We start from the raw sequence: 18,459 nt of genomic DNA on the forward strand, positions 1-18,459 counted from the left end.
TCGATGTATCTGATCACCGGCGCCGGCGGCGGGGTCGGCAGCGTCAGCCGCACCGTGGTCGAGTTGTTAGTAGGCAGTGGTGAGCGCGTGCGCGCCATGGTGCACCGCGATGACGAACGGGCGCAACAACTTCGGGCGTTGGGAGCCGACGTCGTCGTCGGCGATCTCACGCGCGCCCCCGACATCCTGGATGCGCTGGCAGGTGTTCGCCGGATGTTCTTCAACATGAGCGTGTCGGCGGACTACCTGTTGGCGACCGCTGAGGTGTGCGCGGTGGCGATGGAGCGCGGGCACCTCGATGCGCTGGTCAACATGTCGCAGATGACGGTGTCGCAGATGACGTTGACCAGCACTTCAGAATCGGAGCACCAGCGTTTGCACTGGCTGGCAGAACATGTGCTCAATTGGTCCGGCCTTCCGGTAATCCACGTACGCCCAACGGTTTTCCTGCAGAATCCACTTTTCTCGATGCTGGGCGCACAATCGGTGAGGGACCGTGGGGTGCTCGCGTTGCCGTTCGGTGCTGGTCGCACGTCACCGATCGCGGCAGCGGACGTCGCTGCCGTCGTCGCGGCGATACTGCTCGAGCCCGCGGATCGCATCGGTGCGGTGTACGGACTGACCGGCCCGGAGGCGCTCGACATCGACGGTCTGGCGGCCCAGTTCGCGCTCGCACTCGGTCGGCCGGTCGTCGCCGAGAATCTCACACCCGATGACGAGCGCCGCCAGTTGGACTCGGTGCCGCTGCCAGACCATGTGCGACACCACATTGAGACGATGGCACGGTTGCATCGTGAGGACCGCTACAACCGCTCCACCGACGACGTCGAGCGCATCATCGGTCGACCCGCGCAATCCGTCGCGCAATATGTAGCGACTCATCGCGATCTGTTTGACTGACTTCGTGGACCGCGCAGCGTTCGACCGCTTGTTCGACCTGACCGATCGCACCGTCATCGTCACGGGCGGCACTCGCGGCATCGGGTTGGCCCTGGCCGAGGGTTTTGTCCTGGCGGGTGCGCGGGTGGTGGTCGCCAGCCGCAAGCCCGACGCGTGTGAGCAGGCTGCACAGCACCTGCGCGGACTCGGTGGTGAGGCCATCGGAGTCCCTACCCACCTCGGAGACGTCGGCGCACTCGAGGCCCTTGTGGACAAGACAGTCGACGCGTTCGGCGGTATCGACGTCCTGGTGAACAACGCCGCGAACGCGCTGGCGCAGCCCCTCGGAGAGATGACCGCCGATGCGCTGGCGAAGTCGCACGAGGTGAACCTCCGCGGACCGGTGCTTCTCGTGCAGGCGGCCCTGCCGCACCTGAAGGCCAGCTCACACGCTTCCGTGGTGAACATGATCTCCACAGGGGCGTTCAACTTCGCGCCGGGAACAGCCATCTATTCGTCGAACAAGGCGGCGTTGATGTCCTTCACCCGATCGATGGCCGCCGAGTACGCCTCGGCCGGTATCCGGGTGAATGCCATCGCACCGGGGCCCGTCGACACCGACATGATGCGAAACAACCCGCCAGAGGCGATCGCCCGCATGGCCAACAGCAACCTGATGAAGCGTCTTGCCAAACCGGATGAGATGGTCGGCGCCGCATTGTTGTTGGCGACCGACGCGGGGAGCTACCTGACCGGAACGGTGATCATCGCTGACGGTGGCGGAACGCCTCGGTAGCGTCTGCCATCACCCCGCCCGTCGACGCCAGGATCTGGCTGCGATTCTCCAGGTGTAACGCCGCCTCGAGGCTTGACGCGTCCAGGTTGGCCCACAACACCTGCTTGGTCGACTCCACGCCGAATTTGCCGTAGCCACACAGTGTTTCGGCGATGGCCAGGGCGTCATCGAGCACTGAGCCGTCCGCGGAGATGCGAGACACCAAACCGAGCCGCAGTGCCTCCTGGGCGTCGACCGCACGCGCGGTCAGGATCAGGTCGAACGCCGGGCCGGCCCCGACTATCCGCGGCAGCGTGTAGCTGACGCCGATGTCGCAGCCGCCGAGGCCGAGCTTGATGAATTGCGTGCAGAACCGCGCGGATTCGGAGGCGATCCGGATATCGCAGGCCAGTGCAATTCCCATGCCGCCGCCGTAGGCCGCCCCGTTGACCGCTGCGATCACCGGCTGCCGAAGGCGATGGATCTTCGCGGTGAGGTCGGCAATTCTTTCCTGCCATCGCATTCCGGACCGCGGGAACTCGGTCCCTCCGCCGGCCTTGTTGGGATTCGGGTCGGTCAAATCCAGGCCCGAGCAGAACCCGCGTCCGGCGCCGGTCAGCACGACGACGCGCAGGTCGTTGTTCGCCCGGATCCCGTCGAGGGCGGTGTGCAGGTCCTCGACCAACTCGTAGGACAGAGCGTTGAGCTTCTCCGGCCGGTTCAGCGTGAGGACGGCGATGTCGGGCCTGGGGTAGGTCAATTCGAGATGGGGCATGGCGACACGTTAGCCCCGTGCCGGATGGCCTCAGACGGTGCTGCGCCAGCCGGTCACGCCCACAACGATCATCCGTAGCTGCTTGACCGCAATGCGCCTGATCTCGTCGAGCGCGACCGAGTCGGTGGCGTCCTCGATGGACTCCGCGATCGAGATCATCGCGTTGACGAACAGGCTGGCCAAGATGTTGAGATCCTCGCCGCTCCACGCATTGAGCCCGGGGAAGCGGGCGAGATCGATCGCCAGTTCCGACGTGATCAGACGGATCTCGGTACGGATGGCGTACCTCAGCACGGTCACGCCGCTGGAGCGCTCACGGCCGATGAAACGCCAGTGTTCGCGACGTTCGTTGACGCCCTCGATCAAGATATCCACCGACGACTCGATGACCCGGTTCGGATCGAGCTTGCCCGCCCGCGCACCGCGCAGCATGTCGCGAAGGGCGCGGAACGATTCGTCGATGAGCACGAGGCCCAGCGCTTCCATCGACTCGAAGTGGCGGTAGAAGGCCGCAGGCACGATGCCCGCCTCACGAGTCACCTCGCGCAGACTGAGCGCCGCGAAGCTGCGCTGCTCCAGTAGGCGCAGGGCAGCGGCGACGATCGCCCGCCGGGTGGCCTCCTTGCGCTCCTCCCTGGAGAGGGTGTCGCGGGACCGTGACTTGCTTGACCTGCTCGAACGGCTCGTTCGTGAACTGGGCGTACGGTTGTTCACTTTGTGAAACCTACCACAACCTGCACGAATCTATTGACGCGCCCCCTGTGAACGGCGCACGGTATACACATGTTCACTCAAACTTTGACACGCCGCGTGCGACGGTCGCCTCTTCTGGAGTTGCTGACCGGGCCCCACGGCGTGGATCGATACACCGAGCTGGTCGACCCGACCTGGACGCGGTCAGACGCCCGCGCCAAGGTGATCTCGGTGCGTCGGCAGACGCCCCGCAGCGTCACGCTGACGCTGGAACCGAATCAGGCGTTCACTGGTTTTCAGGCCGGCCAGCACATCAACCTCACCGTCGAAATCGACGGCCGTCGTCGCACCCGTCCCTACTCTCCGGCCAGTGCCGAAGGCTCCCCGTATATCGAGCTCACGGTCGGCCGCCACGAGGGCGGACTGGTGTCCACCTATCTCTGCGACCACGCCCGCCCGGGCTTGGTCGTCGGACTGGACTCCGTGGGCGGGGACTTCGTGCTCCCGACGGTGCGGCCCCGTCGCGTTCTGTTCGTGTCGGGCGGCAGCGGCATCACCCCGGTGATGTCCATGCTGCGCACGATGCGCAACGAGGGATCGGATCGCGAGATCGCTTTCATCCACTACGCCCGCAACGCGCAGGAAGCCTGCTACGCAGACGAGCTCGCCGCGATGTCCGGCGTTCGGGTTTTGCACGGTTACACCCGTGCCGGACAGGGCGATCTCACCGGCTATTTCGACGCAGACCATCTGGCCGCGGCGATGCCCGAGCCGGACGCGGTCTTCGTGTGCGGTCCGCAGGCACTCGTAGATGCCGTCCGGACGCACTTCCCGGACGCGTTGTCCGAAAGCTTTGTCCCACCTGTGTTCACCCCGTCGGCCGATACCGGCGGCCGAATCGCATTCACCGACAGCGGTGTCGAGCTGACTGACGACGGCAGGCCACTGCTCGAGCAGGCCGAGGCCGCAGGCCTCACGCCGGAAAGCGGATGCCGGATGGGCATCTGCGGAAGCTGCACCCGCCGCAAGAGCAGCGGCGTCGTCAAGAACCTGATCACCGGAACCGTATCCAGTAGCGAAGCAGAAGACGTGCGTATCTGTGTATCCGCCCCCGTCGGCGACGTCGACATCGCGCTTTAGATCCGAAACGGACAAGAAAGGACAAGCCATGACTACAGCCACCACCGCACAACCGAAGACCATCTCGAAAACCGTCGGCGGCAAGACCGTCACCATGACCCCAGAGCAGGCCGACGCGTTCGGCCGCGAACTCGACGCGCTGAAGGACCGCGTGATCGCCGACCTCGGCGAGCGCGACGTCACTTACATCCGCCGGATCATCAAGGCGCAGCGCGGTCTGGAGGTCGCCGGCCGTGCGATGCTCTTCGGCGGCATCTTCCCGCCGTTCTGGCTCGCGGGTACAGCGATGCTGGGCATCTCGAAGATCCTCGACAACATGGAGATCGGCCACAACATCATGCACGGCCAGTACGACTGGACCGGCGATCCGACGTTGGCGGGCAAGAACTTCGAATGGGACACCGCCTGCCCGGCCGACCAGTGGCGGCACTCGCACAACTACATGCACCACACCTACACCAACATCGTCGGCATGGACCGCGATGTGGGCTACGGGATCCTGCGGATCAGCGAGGACCAGAAGTGGAAGCCGTACTTCCTCGGGAATCCCGTGTGGGCATTCCTGCTGATGGTGCTGTTCCAGTACGGCGTCGCGTTGCATGAACTGGAGACCGAACGCATCACCGCCGGCGAAATCTCGATCGCCGACAAGCGCGAGATCCTCGAAGGGATCTGGCGTAAGACCAAGAAACAGACCCTCAAGGACTACGTGGCGTTCCCGCTGCTGGCCGGCCCGTTCGCGCCATGGGTGTTCGCCGGGAACATGACGGCGAACCTGATGCGCAACGTCTGGTCCAATGTGATCATCTTCTGCGGACACTTCCCCGAGGACGTGCAGGAGTTCTCGATCGAGGAGACCAAGGCCGAGACGCGTGGCCAGTGGTACTTCCGTCAGATCCTGGGATCTGCGAACCTGACCGGCGGCAAGCTCTTCCACATCCTGAGCGGCAACCTGTCGTTCCAGATCGAGCACCATCTGTTCCCTGACATCCCGGCACACCGTCACGCCGAGATCGCGCCCGAGGTGCAGGAGATCTGCAAGCGCTACGGCATCCCCTACAACACGGGACCGCTGCCGCGGCAGATCGCTACGGTCTGGCGCAAGATCTTCAAGCTGGCACTGCCGGGCTAGCCGTTACGTCTGACAGTTCGGACACCAGTAGGAGACACGGTCTCCGCTGGTGTCCGACTGTATGTGGGTGCCGCAGCGCCGGCATGGACGTCCCACCCGGCCATAGACCCAGAGGTCGCGACCGCCTCGGGTGTCGCCGGTCGTGGTGCGATTGACCCGGGAGCGGTTGAGCCACAACATGTCACGAGCCCGTTGCACCATGCGCAGCGGATCTTTGACGTCTCCCACCGGTGTCGTCGGCAGATAGCCGGTGACAAAGCACAGTTCGTTGGCGTAGACGTTGCCGACGCCGGCCATCACCCGCTGATCCAACAGCGACTCGGCGAGCGGTCGCTGCGGGTCGGCCACCAGGTTGTCGCGAGCGATACGCGGTTCCCAGTCGTCGCCGAGCAGGTCAGGTCCGAGATGGGCGACGACGTCCATGTCATGGTCGCGTTTGAGAATCTCCAGCACTCCGAGATCGATACCTGCGGCGCGGGAATCCTCGGTTTCCAGGATGATTCGGATCTTGTGGGGCTGCACACGGCGGATCTGCCCGCCGACCAGCCAGGCCCCGTCCATTTTCAGGTGCGAGTGGATGCTCGCATCGCCGGCGCGGATGAAGAGATGCTTACCCCTGCTGATCACCTCGTCCACGACGCAGCCCGTCAGATCAACCGTCGCAAACTTGGGAACTCGCACGTCGCACCGTGTGAGTGTCTTACCGGCAAGCGCCTCCCGCAGCTTGGTCGCAGCGCGAAAGACGGTGTCACCCTCAGGCATTGGCCGTCACCGCAACCTGAGTCCTCGCGGGGTGCGTGAGAAGCCGGCACCGATCAGGGCATCCTGAACGGCGCCCCGCTGACCGCCCGCACCCGGTTCGAGCACCGGCACGCCGTTCACCTTTTCCACGAGGAACGACTGCACCCGCCCCGCGCTCACCAGATCCGCCAGCGCGGCCGCGGCCGCGATGTGCGCGTCGGCATCCTCGGTGAAGCTCAGCAGCGAGCGTCCACCGCGTTCGAGGAACCACACCAGTTCACCGTCCACCAGCGCGACGAGCGCCCCGGCTTTACGGCCCGGCCGTCCCCCGCCAGCGGGTGGGGCCCCAGCTTGCGAGGGGAGTGCCCCCAGCGCGACGTCTTCGTCAGAGGTGGCGCGAGTGGGCCACGGCAGCGCTGCGCCGTACGGATTGGCCGGGTCGGCGGCTGCCATCACGACCGCGTGGTATTCGCGGTGATCGGGGTCGACGCCGTCGAGGTAGGACCGCAATCTATCGACCGTCGACGCCACCGCGAACTGGGCGCCCCCGAGGGACTCGACGAAGTACCCGCGCTGGCACCGGCCGGCGTCCTCGAATGCCGTCAACACCTTGTACAGCATGGCAAAGCCGCCGGGCACCTGTTCGGATGTGACGGCGCCCTTGGTCAGCACGCCGTGACGGCCCAGCAGCAAGTCGGCCTGAAAATGTGCGCGCACCGTCGACTCCGGTTCGGCCGCCGGCAGCGCGGACCAGCGGCCCGCCACCACGGGGTCGGAGGTGCGCGTCTGCGCGTGCGAGACGCTGTATCGACTCAGCCGCGGCGGGCGTTGACGCTGGCGGTGGGCCGGTGAGTCACGGCGGCCCGACGAGCGGCGGGGACCCGTCAGCATCGCCCGCACCGGCGCGAACGTATCGCCGCTGACCCAGCCGGCCCAGATCAGTTCCCACAGCGCCTGTTTCAGTTCGTCGCCCGGGTTATCGGATAGCTGGCGGAAAAAGTAGGCGCCCCCGCCGCCAAGCGTCTCCATGATCTGGCGGTGCGTGTCCGTGAACTCGATTTCGGTCGGCGCCGCGAGCGTCATCGGTGCCGAATCCGCCGGATGGAAGGCGATCCACCCGTCGCCGCCGCCGATCTGTCCCGCACCCGACCAGGTGACCTCCCCGGACGCCAGCAGCTCGTCGAGCATCGCCGGCTGATAGTCGCGCACCCGCAGCCCGAACACCAACGGCTCCACCGCTGAGGCCGGAATCGGCACTCCCGCCAACTGATCGATGACCGCCGCGAGTCCGTCGACACCGCTGTTGTGGGTCGATCCGACCTGCTGCCACGCGGGCAGGAAGCGCCCATAGGCGGCGGTACTGACCGGCTCGACCTGCGCCCGCAGCGCGGCCAGCGATCGCCGGCGCAGGATTTTCAGGATGTCGGAGTCGCACCACTCGCTGGAATCGGACGCTGTGTTGAATGTCGCCGCCGGGGCGGCTCCGGCGGTGAACTCCCCGCGAATCAACCTGCCGTCGATCGCCATACGGCCCAGTACATCCGCGGTGACCCGCAGGCCCAGACCGAACCGGGCCGCCGCGTCATGTGTGGTGAACGGACCGCGGGTGCGGGCATACCGGCCGAGCAGTTCACCCAGCGGATCGTCGACCGATTCGGTGAAGGCCGTCGGCACCCCGACCGGGACGGCGACCCCGACCCCGTCGCGCAGCAGCCCGATGTCCTCGACGGCCACCCACCACGTCTGGTCGGCGTACGTCACCCTCAGCGCGCGCTTGCTGGCCAGTAACCCGTCGAGCCAGCCGCCAACCTCGGACGTGGTGCAGCGTTCGGCGATTTCGGCCTCCGTGAGTGGGCCCAACACCCGCAGCAGGTCGGCCACGCCTTCGGCGTCGCGGGCCTGCCGGTCGTCGCTGAGATGTTGCAACTGCCTCGCGGTCGAAGCGATGACTTGCGGATCGAGCAGCTCGCGCAACTCCACCCGGCCGAGCAGTTCGGCCAACAGCACGCTGTCCAAGGACAGCGCGGCGGCGCGCCGCTCGGCTAGCGGGCTGTCGCCCTCGTACATGAATGCGCCGACATAGCCGAACAGCAGCGACGCCGCGAACGGTGACGGCGTGGTCGTCTCGACCTCGACCAGCCGCAGCCGGCGCTGCGCGACGCGGTTCATCAGCTCCGTCAGCGCCGGCACGTCGTACACATCCTGCAGACATTCGCGCACCGCCTCCAGCAGGATCGGGAAGTCCGGATACTTGCGTGCGACGTCCAGCAGCTGGGCGGCCCGTTGCCGCTGGTGCCACAGGGGCGATCGCTTACCGGGGTGACGGCGGGGGAGAAGCAGTGCGCGGGCGGCACATTCGCGAAAGCGCGATGCGAACAGTGCCGAGCCGCCGACCTCCGCGGTGACGATGGGTTCGATCTCGTCGGCGTCGAAGACGAAGAGGTCGGCACCGGGCGCGGTGTCTTCGGTATCGGGCAGTCGCACGATGATGCCGTCGTCGGACGCGGTCGGCTTCTCGTCGATGCCGTAGCGTTCGCGCAACCGCCGGGCGACAGCCAAAGCGAGTGGGCCGTGCACCCGCAATCCGTACGGGGAGTGCAGGATGACGCGCCAGTCGCCCAGTTCGTCGCGGAACCGCTCCACCACGAACGTCGTGTCCGTCGGCACCACCGTGGTGGCCTGACGCTGCTCGTCGAGCAGTTGCCACAGATTGTTGGCGGCGTACTCGTCGAAACCCATTGTCTGGCAGCGCTCGTCGAATTCATCACGGCTGAGTCGGGCCAGCTCACCGGTGAACGCGCCGACGGCCGCTCCGAGTTCGGCCGGTCTGCCGACGCTGTCGCCGCGCCAGAACGGCAGCCGGGCGGGCTGCCCAGGCGCGGGAACGACCAGCACCCGGTCATGGGTGATCTCGGTGATGCGCCAGCTCGTCGCACCGAGAGAGATGATGTCGCCGGGCCGCGACTCGTAGACCATTTCCTCGTCGAGTTCACCGACCCGCGAGGGCTTTTCCGAATCGGTGGCCAGATAGACGGTGAACAGGCCGCGGTCGGGGATCGCGCCGCCCGACGTCACGGCCAGGCGCTGCGCACCGGGCCGGGCGATCAACGTCCCCGCATCACGGTCGTATACCAGACGTGGACGCAGTTCGGCGAACTCGGTGGATGGATACTTCCCGGACAGCAAGTCGAGTGTTGCCTCGAATGCGCTGCGCGGCAACGTCGCAAAGGGCGCGCTGCGGCGAACCGCGTCGAACCAGCGGTCGGCGTCCAACGGCTCGAGCGCCGAAGCCGCGACGGTGTGCTGGGCGAGGACGTCGAGCGGATTGGTCGGCACCCGCATGGTCTCGATGTCGCCGCTGAGCATCCGCTTTACGGTGACCGCACATCCGATCAGATCCGTGCGGTGCTTGGGAAACAGCACACCCTGGGAGATCTCGCCGACCTGGTGACCCGCACGGCCGATGCGCTGCAACCCGCTGGCGACCGACGGCGGTGCTTCGACCTGGATCACGAGATCAACCGCGCCCATGTCGATGCCCAACTCCAGGCTGGACGTGGCGACGACGGCCTTCAGGCGGCCGGACTTCAGATCGTCCTCGACCTGTGCGCGTTGCTCCTTGCTGACCGAACCGTGGTGCGCGCGGGCCAGCAGTGTCGGGGCGCCCAACGACGCGCCGCTGGCCATCAGCTGTGCCGGGAAGCCGCCGCCCACCTTCGGGTTGTGCTCCATGGAAACGCCGGCGCCAGTGCGTTCGGCGTGAATCTCGTTGAGCCGCGAGGTGAGTCGCTCGGCTAGCCGCCGGGAGTTGGCGAAGACGATCGACGAATTGTGCGTCTCGATCAGGTCGACGATGCGTTCCTCGACGTCAGGCCAGATGGTGTTGTTCTCGAGGTTGGCCATATCGGGAACGGGCACCGTCACGGTCAGGTCGAAGGTCTTGGCCGCGGGCGGCGCCACGATGGTGGTGCGCGCCTGACCGGACAGGAACCGCGCGACCTCCTCGGGCGGGCGGACCGTGGCGGACAATCCGATGCGTTGCGCTGGCTGGTTCAGTAGCTGGTCGAGCCGCTCCAGCGACAGCGCCAGATGCGCGCCGCGCTTGGTCGCCGCGACGGCGTGCACTTCGTCGACGATGACCGTCTGCACCTCGGTGAGCGTCTCGCGGGCCGCGGAGGTGAGCATCAGGAACAGCGACTCCGGCGTGGTGATCAGGATGTCCGGCGGCCGGGTGATCAGCTCGCGGCGCTGGGCGGGTGTGGTGTCACCGGAGCGAACGCCGACGCTGATCTGGGGTGCGGGACTCCCGCTGCGCTCGGCGAGGCGGCCGATGCCCGTCAGCGGGGTCCGCAGGTTGCGTTCCACGTCCACGGCCAGCGCCTTGAGGGGCGATACATAGAGGACCCTCGTGCCTGCTGACGCGGGCCTGGGCTCTGAGGATGCGAGGCGGTCGATCGCCCACAGGAACGCCGCGAGCGTCTTGCCGGAGCCGGTGGGGGCGATGACCAGTGTGTTGTCGCCGTCGGCGATGGCGGACCACGCCTGCGTCTGCGCCGGGGTCGGCTCGGCGAATGTTCCCGTGAACCAGTCGCGGGTCAGCCCGCTGAACCGGGCAAGGGGACTGGTGCTCATCTAGCCATCGTGCAGCAGGGCACCGACAACTGTCAGGGACGTGCGGCCGCGACGGTTTCTGCCAGCGCTTCGGGAATCCCAGGAACCCGGGCGACCATATCGAGCAGGGCATGCGCACACGCGTCGGCGACGACGTCGATGTCGATCGAGGGGTCCATCATCCGTTGCCTGCACATTTCGAGAGTGAAGGCCAACCACCCGTAGACCACCACACGCAGGTCGCGCTCGACCTTGGAGTCCAGCTGGTCACCTCCGAAGCCGGCGACGATACGGTCGGCCTGGCGGTCGTTGTCGAGGTCCTCGATGCCGCGCAGGACGGGGTCGGAGCGGCCTGCGCCGACGTAGGCCGCCCAGGCGACGTTCGGGTTCTGCTCGTAGTAGCGCAGGTAGGCGATGACGCCTTCCCGCAGCTGGTTGAACAGACTGAGGTCAGGGCTGGGCGGTGTGTTCGTCGCCTCGAAGAGCCGTTCACTCTCGGCGCGCAGCACCGCGGCGAAGAATGCCCGCTTGTCGGGGAAATAGTGGTACATCAGCGCGCGGGAGACGCCGGCCTTCTCGGCGATCTCGTCGATGCGGACGTCGTCATAGGGTCGCTGCCCGAACACCTCGGCGCCCAAGGTGAGAAGTTCGGCGCGGCGCTCGTCGGGAGACAGCCGCCGTCGGGGTACAGCCATCAGGCCATCTTAGTTGACATATGTACAACAGTGCATGAGCCCCGCCATCGCGAGAGTGGGCTTGCGTCACGCCAATGTCGCTTTTCTTGTGCGGGTAACCCACGTTCGCGCGCGGCCGCCGCCTCAGCCGAAGTGCACACCCTGGGCCAGCGGCAGCTCCGACGAGTAGTTGACGGTATTGGTGGCTCGACGCATGTACGCCTTCCACGAATCCGAGCCCGACTCGCGCCCGCCGCCGGTCTGCTTCTCGCCACCGAAGGCGCCGCCGATCTCGGCGCCCGACGTGCCGATGTTGACGTTGGCGATGCCGCAGTCCGAACCGTCGGCGGCCATGAAGCGTTCCGCCTCACGCATGTCCATCGTGAAGATCGACGACGAAAGACCTTGCGGCACCGCATTGTTCATCGCGATCGCGTCGTCCAACTCGTCGTAGGTCAGCACATAGAGGATCGGAGCGAACGTCTCGGAGTGCACCACCTCGGTCTGCGCGGGCATGCGGACGACGGCCGGCGCGACGTAGTAGGCGCTGTCGTCGCCCAGTTCGTGGCGCTCGCCCCCGAACACCTCGCCACCGTCGGCGCGTGCCTGCTCGAGTGCCCGGACCATGTCGCGGTAGGCGGTCTCGTGGATCAGCGGACCGACCAACGTGCCGTCGGCCGTCGGCTCACCGATCGGCAGCTGCCGGTAGGCCGCCACGATCCGGCCGACGAGTTCGTCGGCGACCGACGAGTGCACGATCAGCCGTCGCATCGTCGTGCATCGCTGTCCGGCGGTGCCCGCGGCGGAGAACACGATGCCGCGCACCGCGAGATCCAGATCGGCCGACGGCGTGACGATCGCGGCGTTGTTCCCGCCCAGCTCGAGCAACACCTTGCCGAATCGCTGAGCCACCCGCGGCCCGACCTGCTGACCCATCCGCACGGAACCAGTCGCCGACAGCAGGGCCACCCGGGGATCGTCGACCAGGCGCTCGCCGACCTCGCGGCCACCCTGGATCAGCCGGCTGACCTCCCGCGGCGCACCCACATCGTCGGCCGCGCGCTCGATCAGCGCCTGGCACGCCAGCGCCGTCAGCGGCGTCAGCTCCGAAGGCTTCCACACCACCGTGTCACCACAGACCAGTGCGATCGCCGTGTTCCAGGCCCAGACCGCCACCGGAAAGTTGAACGCGGTGATGACCCCGACCACGCCCAGCGGATGCCAGGTCTCCATCAGCCGGTGCCCCGGGCGTTCGGACGCGATGGTCTTGCCGTAGAGCTGACGCGAGAGTCCAACGGCGAACTGGCAGATGTCGATCATCTCCTGCACCTCACCGAGCGCCTCGGACGTGATCTTGCCCGCCTCGAGAGTGACGAGCGCCGCGACATCGGCCTTGTGCTCGACCAGCAGCTCGCCAAGGCGTGCGACCAACGCGCCGCGGACCGGCGCCGGCGTCGTCCGCCATGTTGTAAATGCCTGCGCGGCTTCGGCAATGGCCGCATCGGCCTGTTCCAGGCTGGTCTCGGTGATCGTGAACAGCACGTCGCCGGTGATCGGGGTGCTGGCCTGCAGGCGTGAGCTGGATGTCGCCGGCCTCCCGGCTCCGTGGCCGCCCGGCTCACCTAATTCGGCGGGTGAGCCCACGGCCGTCAGTGCCTCGCGTACGCGGGTGCGCAGCGCATCGGCCGTTGGCAGCTGGGATTTCTGCATGGTCGTCATTGTGATGCCGCTTTCTCGTAGAGCTCGTACGGATCGTGGATGTGGTGGCCGATCTGTCCGGCCATCCAACTCAGGCTGTACTGCGAACTGTCCGCCTCGTCTGCGGCGTGCGCATCGGAATCGAGGTTGGAGCGGAAGATCCCGGCTGCTGACGCGGGTAGAAAATCCTCGTAGGCAACCGGTTTCGACGGATCTCCGCCGCGGTAATAGGCCAGGCCCGAGGCTGCCATGGCCTCGTCGGTGGCGGGGAAGTACGTGTTCCACATCGCTGCCGGGTCGGTTTCAGCCATCGCCTGGTCGTAGCGTCGTCTGCCCTCGGCGGTCAACGCGACGCCGCGCGATTCGACCTCCCCGAAGCGCACGCGCAACGTGCCCTCGGATACCTGCCCATCATCGTCGCGGAAACGTCTCGGTTCGGAAAGCGCGCGAAAAGACGTCTGCCGCAGCAGCACGGCGGGCCCGTCGCATCGCGGGGGGCCCTGAATCGCATCGATCATCTCGATGCCCCGCCGCGACATTCGTACGTACAGTTCGTCGATGTCGAGCACCCGCGGCGTCAGGTGATTGATGTGTGTGGTTCGCACCCCGGCGATGTCGGCGGCGACCGCGGATACGTGGGCCAACTCGTCGTACCACGCCCGGTCGATCGGCTCACGTGACAGGGCGAACGCGTCGACCGCGGCGGCGATGAACCGGTCGGCGCTGTCGCGATCGGTGCCTGCGTCGGACGCGATGCGCCGCGCCTCGGCGATCAGCGCGGGATCGAACAGCTGCCTGTCGGCGAGGTACCGCTCCACACGCATGCGCAGGTCAGGGGCGAAGAACCTTTCGTCGGCTGTGGCCAGCATCGAGGTGAACACCCGAAATGGGTTGTGCTCCAAGTCGTCTGAATCGATCGGCCTAAACGCCGTCGATACCACCGGCACGGGGGACCCCGCGTCGCGCAAGTCATAGAAGCCGACCGGGAACATTCCGAAGGCGGCGAACAGGTCCGCGACGTCGGCGAGTTCGCGCGGGTTGCCGACCCGGATCGCGCCGTGACGCTCGACGATCACCCGTTCGGTCGCGTCCAGTTCGCGGTTCACCTCGGCGCTGACCTCGACGAGAGTCGAGTACATCGGTACCTCGGCGGCGTACAGCCGAGAGAGCGCGGCGGCGAACTCCGCACGCAACTGCCAGGTTTGAACGCGTGCCGTCATTTTGCGGCTCTGCTCGGATACAGTGCCGCCATGAGCGAACCGCTCGACGACATCGACCGTGTGCTGGCGCGTGAGTTGGTGGCCGACGGACGCGCAACGCTGGCGCACCTCGCGGAAACCGCTGGACTTTCGGTGTCGGCGGTCCAGTCCCGTGTCCGAAGACTGGAGTCGCGCGGCGTTGTGACGGGATACACGGCGAGAATCAACCCCGAAGCCGTCGGGAAGATGCTGTCGGCGTTCGTGGCCATCACTCCTCTCGATCCCTCTCAACCCGATGATGCTCCTGCGCGGCTCGAACACATCGACGCGATCGTGTCGTGCTATTCGGTGGCCGGCGAGGAGAGCTACATCCTGCTCGTGCGTGTCGAGACCCCGCGGGCGCTCGAAGACTTACTGCAACAGATACGCACAGCGGCGAACGTACGTACCCGAAGCACCGTCATCTTACAGACTTTTTACGACGGGCGCGACTACGTGCCGTAATAGTTACGGCTCATAGGTCATTTGACCGTAAAACTTCTGTTAATATGGGCTTATGACCGCTGTCCTGACGCACTCTGCCCAAGATGTCTCCGCGGCCTCGCTGGTCCGTCCGGACGACGTCCACAACGTGCTGGCCCGCAGCATCCTGGCCGACGGTATGGACCTCGTTCTCGACATCGACCGCTCTTCCGGCTCGTACCTGGTCGACGCCCGTACCGGCAAGCGCTACCTCGACATGTTCACGTTCTTCGCGTCGTCGGCCCTCGGGATGAACCATCCGGCGCTCGCGAATGACGAGGACTTCCGCGCCGAACTCGCCCAGGCGGCGGTCAACAAACCCAGCAACTCCGACATCTACTCGGTGCCGATGGCGCGTTTCGTGTCGACCTTCGCGCGCGTGCTCGGCGACCCGGCGCTGCCTCACCTGTTCTTCGTCGACGGGGGAGCGCTGGCCGTCGAGAACGCGTTGAAGGTCGCGTTCGATTGGAAGAGCAGGCACAACGAGGCGAATGGGATCGACCCCGCCCTCGGTTCCAAGGTGCTGCATCTGCGCGGCGCCTTCCACGGCCGCAGCGGCTACACGCTCTCGCTGACCAACACCGACCCCAACAAGGTCGCCCGTTTCCCGAAGTTCGACTGGCCGCGCATCGACGCGCCGTTTACCCGGCCCGGCTTGGACGATAAAGCCATGGATGCCCTCGAGGCGGAGTCGCTTCGCCAGGCCCGAACGGCGTTCGAGGCCCACCCGCACGACATCGCGTGCTTCATCGCCGAGCCCATCCAGGGTGAGGGCGGTGACCGCCATTTCCGGCCGCAGTTCTTCGCAGCGATGCGTGACCTGTGCGACGAATTCGACGCACTGTTGATCTTCGACGAGGTGCAGACGGGCTGCGGAATGACCGGAACCCCTTGGGCGTACCAGCAATTGGGGGTTGCGCCCGATGTGGTCGCATTCGGCAAGAAGACGCAGGTGTGCGGCGTCATGGCCGGCGGCCGTGTCGACGAGGTGCCCGACAACGTGTTCGCGGTCAGCTCCCGGATCAACTCGACGTGGGGCGGCAACCTCGTCGACATGGTGCGCTCTCGGCGCATCCTCGAGGTCATCGAGTCCGACCAGCTGATGATCCGGGCCGCCCATGCGGGTCGATACCTGCTCGATCGGCTCGCTGAGCTCGCCGAGGAATTTCCAGACTTGGTGCTCGACGTTCGAGGACGCGGTCTGATGTGCGCCTTCAGCCTGCCCAGCGCGGCGCTGCGCGACGAGCTGATCGGCAAGTTGTGGGACCGCGGCGTGATCATGCTCGCCAGCGGACCGGACAGCGTGCGGTTCCGGCCCGCGCTGACGGTATCGCGCCCAGAGATCGACACCGCGGTCGACGCGGTGCGCGACGCGCTGCGCTAAACCTCGGTCGGTGTGGTGGGCGCTGTGAGGCGTCGGATGACCGCCCGCAGGCGGGGCAGATCGGAGCCGCCGACCAGTTCGCAACCGTGAAGCTCCGCCAGTTTGCGTGCGGCAGGGGTGAATTCGTGGTTCGTGACCACCATGGTGCTGGCGCAGTCGTGCATCGGCGCACCCGCGACGACCTCCTGGATCGCGCCCGCGCCGACGGGTCGCGCCTGTCGTTTGCATTGAATGGCAACGCGATTGGGGCGCCAGCCGACGACGATGTCGACGCCCCAGTCGCCGGTGGTCGACGTCATGATCACCGGCGCCCCGCTGGACCGCGCGATCCGTGCAACGTAGTCCTCGAACTCCGTTCCTGACATCGCGGCTGTCACATCCTCGCGTGGATGCGGGGTACTGATGCCGTGGATCGCGCCGCGGATGAAGTGTGGCGCCGCGACGATGACCAACGGAGCCGCCGCGGCGACCACCAGGCTCCACCCCGGCGTCACGCCCAGCATCCAGGCGGCCACGCCGAGGCAGCCCGCGGCGAGCAATTGCCACTTCAGCGCCACGCGGCGAATGGTAGGGGCGCGCGCCGACATCGGTTACCAGCCACGCCGCACGCAGTCCGATATGCGAAAGCGTCGATCCCGTCGCCGCGACCCGGGACGAGATCCGCCGGATCTCGGGTTTACCAGTTCAACGCGCAGGGAATCTTCTACCCGTTCCCATCGGTGACTTTCGGGAGAGTCCGGCCGTGTACCAAAGCCCTGAGCGTGTGCGACAAGACGACGCCAACGTGCGTGATGCTGTGCGTTTCGGCGCGGCTTTCGCGGTGGCAGGCATTGCGTTCCTGTTCACCGCCGCCGTCTGGGTGAGTAACTGCAGCGGCGCGACGGCTGACACGGTTGCGTGCGGGGCACCCCAGCGAACTCTGCTTGCCCTCGGGGCACCCGTCATCCTGCTGTTCGGCGGGCTGCGCGCCTTCTTCCGCACGTACCAGACGTGGCGCAGGCAGGAAACGTGGTGGGCATGGCAGGGCGTCGGCTGGCTCCTGCTGACGATGATGCTGTTGGTGCTGACCATGAGCCTGCCGTCGCTGGCCGGACCTGCGGTGTTCGGAGGATGACGGATCAGCCGCTGACGGCGGTTGCACTCGTGTGCAGCCTCAAGCCCAGCCCGGCACCATCCAGCAGCGAGTTGATGGCCGAGCATGTCTGCGATGTTCGTTTCTCCCACAGCGGAGCCGGGTAGTTCTACCGTTGAATCAGCCCATTTAGGGCGGCCACAGGTATGCCTAGAGAGGAGTACCGATGAAAGGCCCAAAGGATCCCGTCGACCATGCGCGAACCACACGCCCGCATGCCGGGGAGTCAATGAAAGACAACAAAATCATGCCGGGGCTCATCCTGATAGGAGTGGCCCTGGTGCTGTTCGTCTCATGCCTGGCGGCATTCGCCACCAAGCACCATGACGTCGGGCTGATGCTGGCTTCTTTCGCCGGCGTCGGATTCGTCGCCGGCGGCGGATGGCTGATGATCGAGCACCTGAGGGTGCGGCGAATCGAAGACCGTTGGTACGCAGAGCATCCCGATGCCCTGCGTCAGCGACCAAGTAGTTAGGACGCACGAAAGCGAAAAAGGCCCAGCCGGTTGGCTGGGGCCTTTTCCGTGGAGAATTTGAGGCTACTGCTCGGCTTTCTGACGCTCCTCGGCTGCCTTGGCTCCGCCGCGTGCGGATTCAGCTTCGGCTTCCTTCTTGGCGGCGTCCCGCTGGGCGTCGGCCTTGTCCTGCTGGGCTTCGCCCTCGCGGACCATGTCGTCACGGCCGGTCACGGTGCCGACAGCTTCCTTCGCCTTGCCCTTGACGCCTTCGACGACGCCCTTGATGCCTTCTTCGGGGCCACTGTTCTTCTCAGTCATACGTTGCCTTTCCGCTATGTAGTGGAATCGGTCCAGCCCACTTCTTGAGCGTGGGGCCGCGGGGATCGCCCCGCGATCCAAGGGTTACCCGGGCCTGTGGACGCTAAACGCGATCGTCTTCGGGGTCGATGTCAACCGTTTCCAGCTGTTCCTGCCAGTCGGCGGCGGCGGCCTCGAGGGGCAATTCGCCTGGCGGCTCGGCAGTTGCTTCCTCGTCCAGACCCGGCTCGCTCACCGGCCGTAGTTGGTCGGCGGCGTCGGCATCGGGAATGTCGTAGGGGAGGTCTTGATCGTCGCGCATGATGCTCGAGGATACCCTCGTCCCGGAT

18 protein-coding genes are annotated in these 18,459 nt (G+C 66.4%); 8 read left to right on the forward strand and 10 right to left on the reverse strand.

The window, feature by feature from the left end:
• Window positions 1–3: 3 nt before the first annotated feature.
• The gene (locus G6N42_RS28555) at window positions 4–900 is read left to right on the forward strand and encodes an NAD(P)H-binding protein (protein ID WP_163736029.1); all 897 of its coding nucleotides are present in this window, start codon (window positions 4–6) and stop codon (window positions 898–900) included.
• A gap of 4 nt (window positions 901–904) precedes the next feature.
• A complete protein-coding gene (locus tag G6N42_RS28560) occupies window positions 905–1,675 on the forward strand; it encodes an SDR family NAD(P)-dependent oxidoreductase (RefSeq protein WP_163736033.1) in 771 nt (256 codons plus the stop codon).
• Here the strand turns inward: G6N42_RS28560 and G6N42_RS28565 are convergent.
• Together G6N42_RS28565 and G6N42_RS28570 are read right to left on the reverse strand one after the other, a co-directional pair.
• Entirely contained in the window at window positions 1,644–2,429 is a 786-nt protein-coding gene (locus tag G6N42_RS28565; RefSeq protein WP_163736036.1) for an enoyl-CoA hydratase/isomerase family protein, read from the reverse strand. The two genes, G6N42_RS28560 and G6N42_RS28565, sit on opposite strands and share 32 nt — an antisense overlap.
• Before the next feature lie 30 nt (window positions 2,430–2,459).
• A complete protein-coding gene (locus G6N42_RS28570) occupies window positions 2,460–3,143 on the reverse strand; it encodes a TetR family transcriptional regulator (RefSeq protein ID WP_163736039.1) in 684 nt (227 codons plus the stop codon).
• Between the two features lie 69 nt (window positions 3,144–3,212).
• On the opposite strand from G6N42_RS28570, the gene G6N42_RS28575 reads away from it, so the two are divergent.
• Together G6N42_RS28575 and G6N42_RS28580 are read left to right on the forward strand one after the other, a co-directional pair.
• Window positions 3,213–4,262, forward strand: coding sequence for a ferredoxin reductase (locus G6N42_RS28575; RefSeq protein WP_163736042.1), 1,050 nt, complete (start codon window positions 3,213–3,215; stop codon window positions 4,260–4,262).
• Window positions 4,263–4,290: 28 nt separating this feature from the next.
• Complete coding sequence (locus G6N42_RS28580; RefSeq protein WP_163736045.1) at window positions 4,291–5,394, forward strand: fatty acid desaturase family protein; 1,104 nt, start codon at window positions 4,291–4,293, stop codon at window positions 5,392–5,394.
• A 3-nt stretch (window positions 5,395–5,397) separates the two neighbouring features.
• On the opposite strand, the gene nei2 is transcribed toward G6N42_RS28580, so the two are convergent.
• The 5 genes from nei2 to hglS all read right to left on the reverse strand — a co-directional run bounded on the left by nei2 (window position 5,398) and on the right by hglS (window position 14,338).
• A complete protein-coding gene (gene nei2 / locus G6N42_RS28585) occupies window positions 5,398–6,156 on the reverse strand; it encodes an endonuclease VIII Nei2 (protein WP_163736048.1) in 759 nt (252 codons plus the stop codon).
• Window positions 6,157–6,162: 6 nt separating this feature from the next.
• The gene (locus G6N42_RS28590; RefSeq protein ID WP_163736051.1) at window positions 6,163–10,767 is read right to left on the reverse strand and encodes an ATP-dependent helicase; all 4,605 of its coding nucleotides are present in this window, start codon (window positions 10,765–10,767) and stop codon (window positions 6,163–6,165) included.
• A 32-nt stretch (window positions 10,768–10,799) separates the two neighbouring features.
• The gene (locus G6N42_RS28595; protein WP_163736055.1) at window positions 10,800–11,441 is read right to left on the reverse strand and encodes a TetR/AcrR family transcriptional regulator; all 642 of its coding nucleotides are present in this window, start codon (window positions 11,439–11,441) and stop codon (window positions 10,800–10,802) included.
• 123 nt (window positions 11,442–11,564) lie between these two features.
• Entirely contained in the window at window positions 11,565–13,139 is a 1,575-nt protein-coding gene (amaB, locus tag G6N42_RS28600) for an L-piperidine-6-carboxylate dehydrogenase (RefSeq protein WP_163736060.1), read from the reverse strand.
• Entirely contained in the window at window positions 13,136–14,338 is a 1,203-nt protein-coding gene (hglS, locus tag G6N42_RS28605; RefSeq protein ID WP_163736063.1) for a 2-oxoadipate dioxygenase/decarboxylase, read from the reverse strand. Before hglS ends, amaB begins: the two co-directional genes overlap by 4 nt.
• A gap of 30 nt (window positions 14,339–14,368) precedes the next feature.
• Between hglS and G6N42_RS28610 the strand changes: the two genes are divergently transcribed.
• A complete protein-coding gene (locus G6N42_RS28610; RefSeq protein WP_163736067.1) occupies window positions 14,369–14,821 on the forward strand; it encodes an Lrp/AsnC family transcriptional regulator in 453 nt (150 codons plus the stop codon).
• 52 nt (window positions 14,822–14,873) lie between these two features.
• Window positions 14,874–16,223: an L-lysine 6-transaminase gene (lat, locus tag G6N42_RS28615; RefSeq protein WP_163736069.1), complete on the forward strand. Its 1,350-nt coding sequence runs from the start codon at window positions 14,874–14,876 to the stop codon at window positions 16,221–16,223.
• Here lat and G6N42_RS28620 read toward each other — a convergent pair.
• A complete protein-coding gene (locus tag G6N42_RS28620) occupies window positions 16,220–16,810 on the reverse strand; it encodes a restriction endonuclease (protein WP_163736072.1) in 591 nt (196 codons plus the stop codon). The genes lat and G6N42_RS28620 overlap by 4 nt on opposite strands.
• 155 nt (window positions 16,811–16,965) lie before the next feature.
• Between G6N42_RS28620 and G6N42_RS28625 the strand changes: the two genes are divergently transcribed.
• The gene (locus G6N42_RS28625) at window positions 16,966–17,337 is read left to right on the forward strand and encodes a hypothetical protein (RefSeq protein WP_163736075.1); all 372 of its coding nucleotides are present in this window, start codon (window positions 16,966–16,968) and stop codon (window positions 17,335–17,337) included.
• A gap of 184 nt (window positions 17,338–17,521) precedes the next feature.
• On the forward strand, window positions 17,522–17,830 hold the full coding sequence (gene usfY, locus G6N42_RS28635) for a protein UsfY (RefSeq protein WP_163736079.1): 309 nt from the start codon (window positions 17,522–17,524) through the stop codon (window positions 17,828–17,830).
• 63 nt (window positions 17,831–17,893) lie between these two features.
• Here the strand turns inward: usfY and mbp1 are convergent, their stop codons facing one another.
• Together mbp1 and G6N42_RS28645 are read right to left on the reverse strand one after the other, a co-directional pair.
• Window positions 17,894–18,130 carry a microaggregate-binding protein 1 gene (mbp1, locus tag G6N42_RS28640; RefSeq protein ID WP_163736082.1) on the reverse strand — a complete coding sequence of 79 codons (237 nt, stop codon included), beginning with the start codon at window positions 18,128–18,130 and terminating at the stop codon, window positions 17,894–17,896.
• 103 nt (window positions 18,131–18,233) lie between these two features.
• Window positions 18,234–18,431, reverse strand: coding sequence for a hypothetical protein (locus G6N42_RS28645; RefSeq protein WP_163736084.1), 198 nt, complete (start codon window positions 18,429–18,431; stop codon window positions 18,234–18,236).
• Window positions 18,432–18,459 lie beyond the last annotated feature (28 nt).

The sequence above is a fragment of the Mycobacterium gallinarum genome (assembly GCF_010726765.1).
Classification (GTDB): Bacteria; Actinomycetota; Actinomycetes; order Mycobacteriales; family Mycobacteriaceae; genus Mycobacterium; species Mycobacterium gallinarum.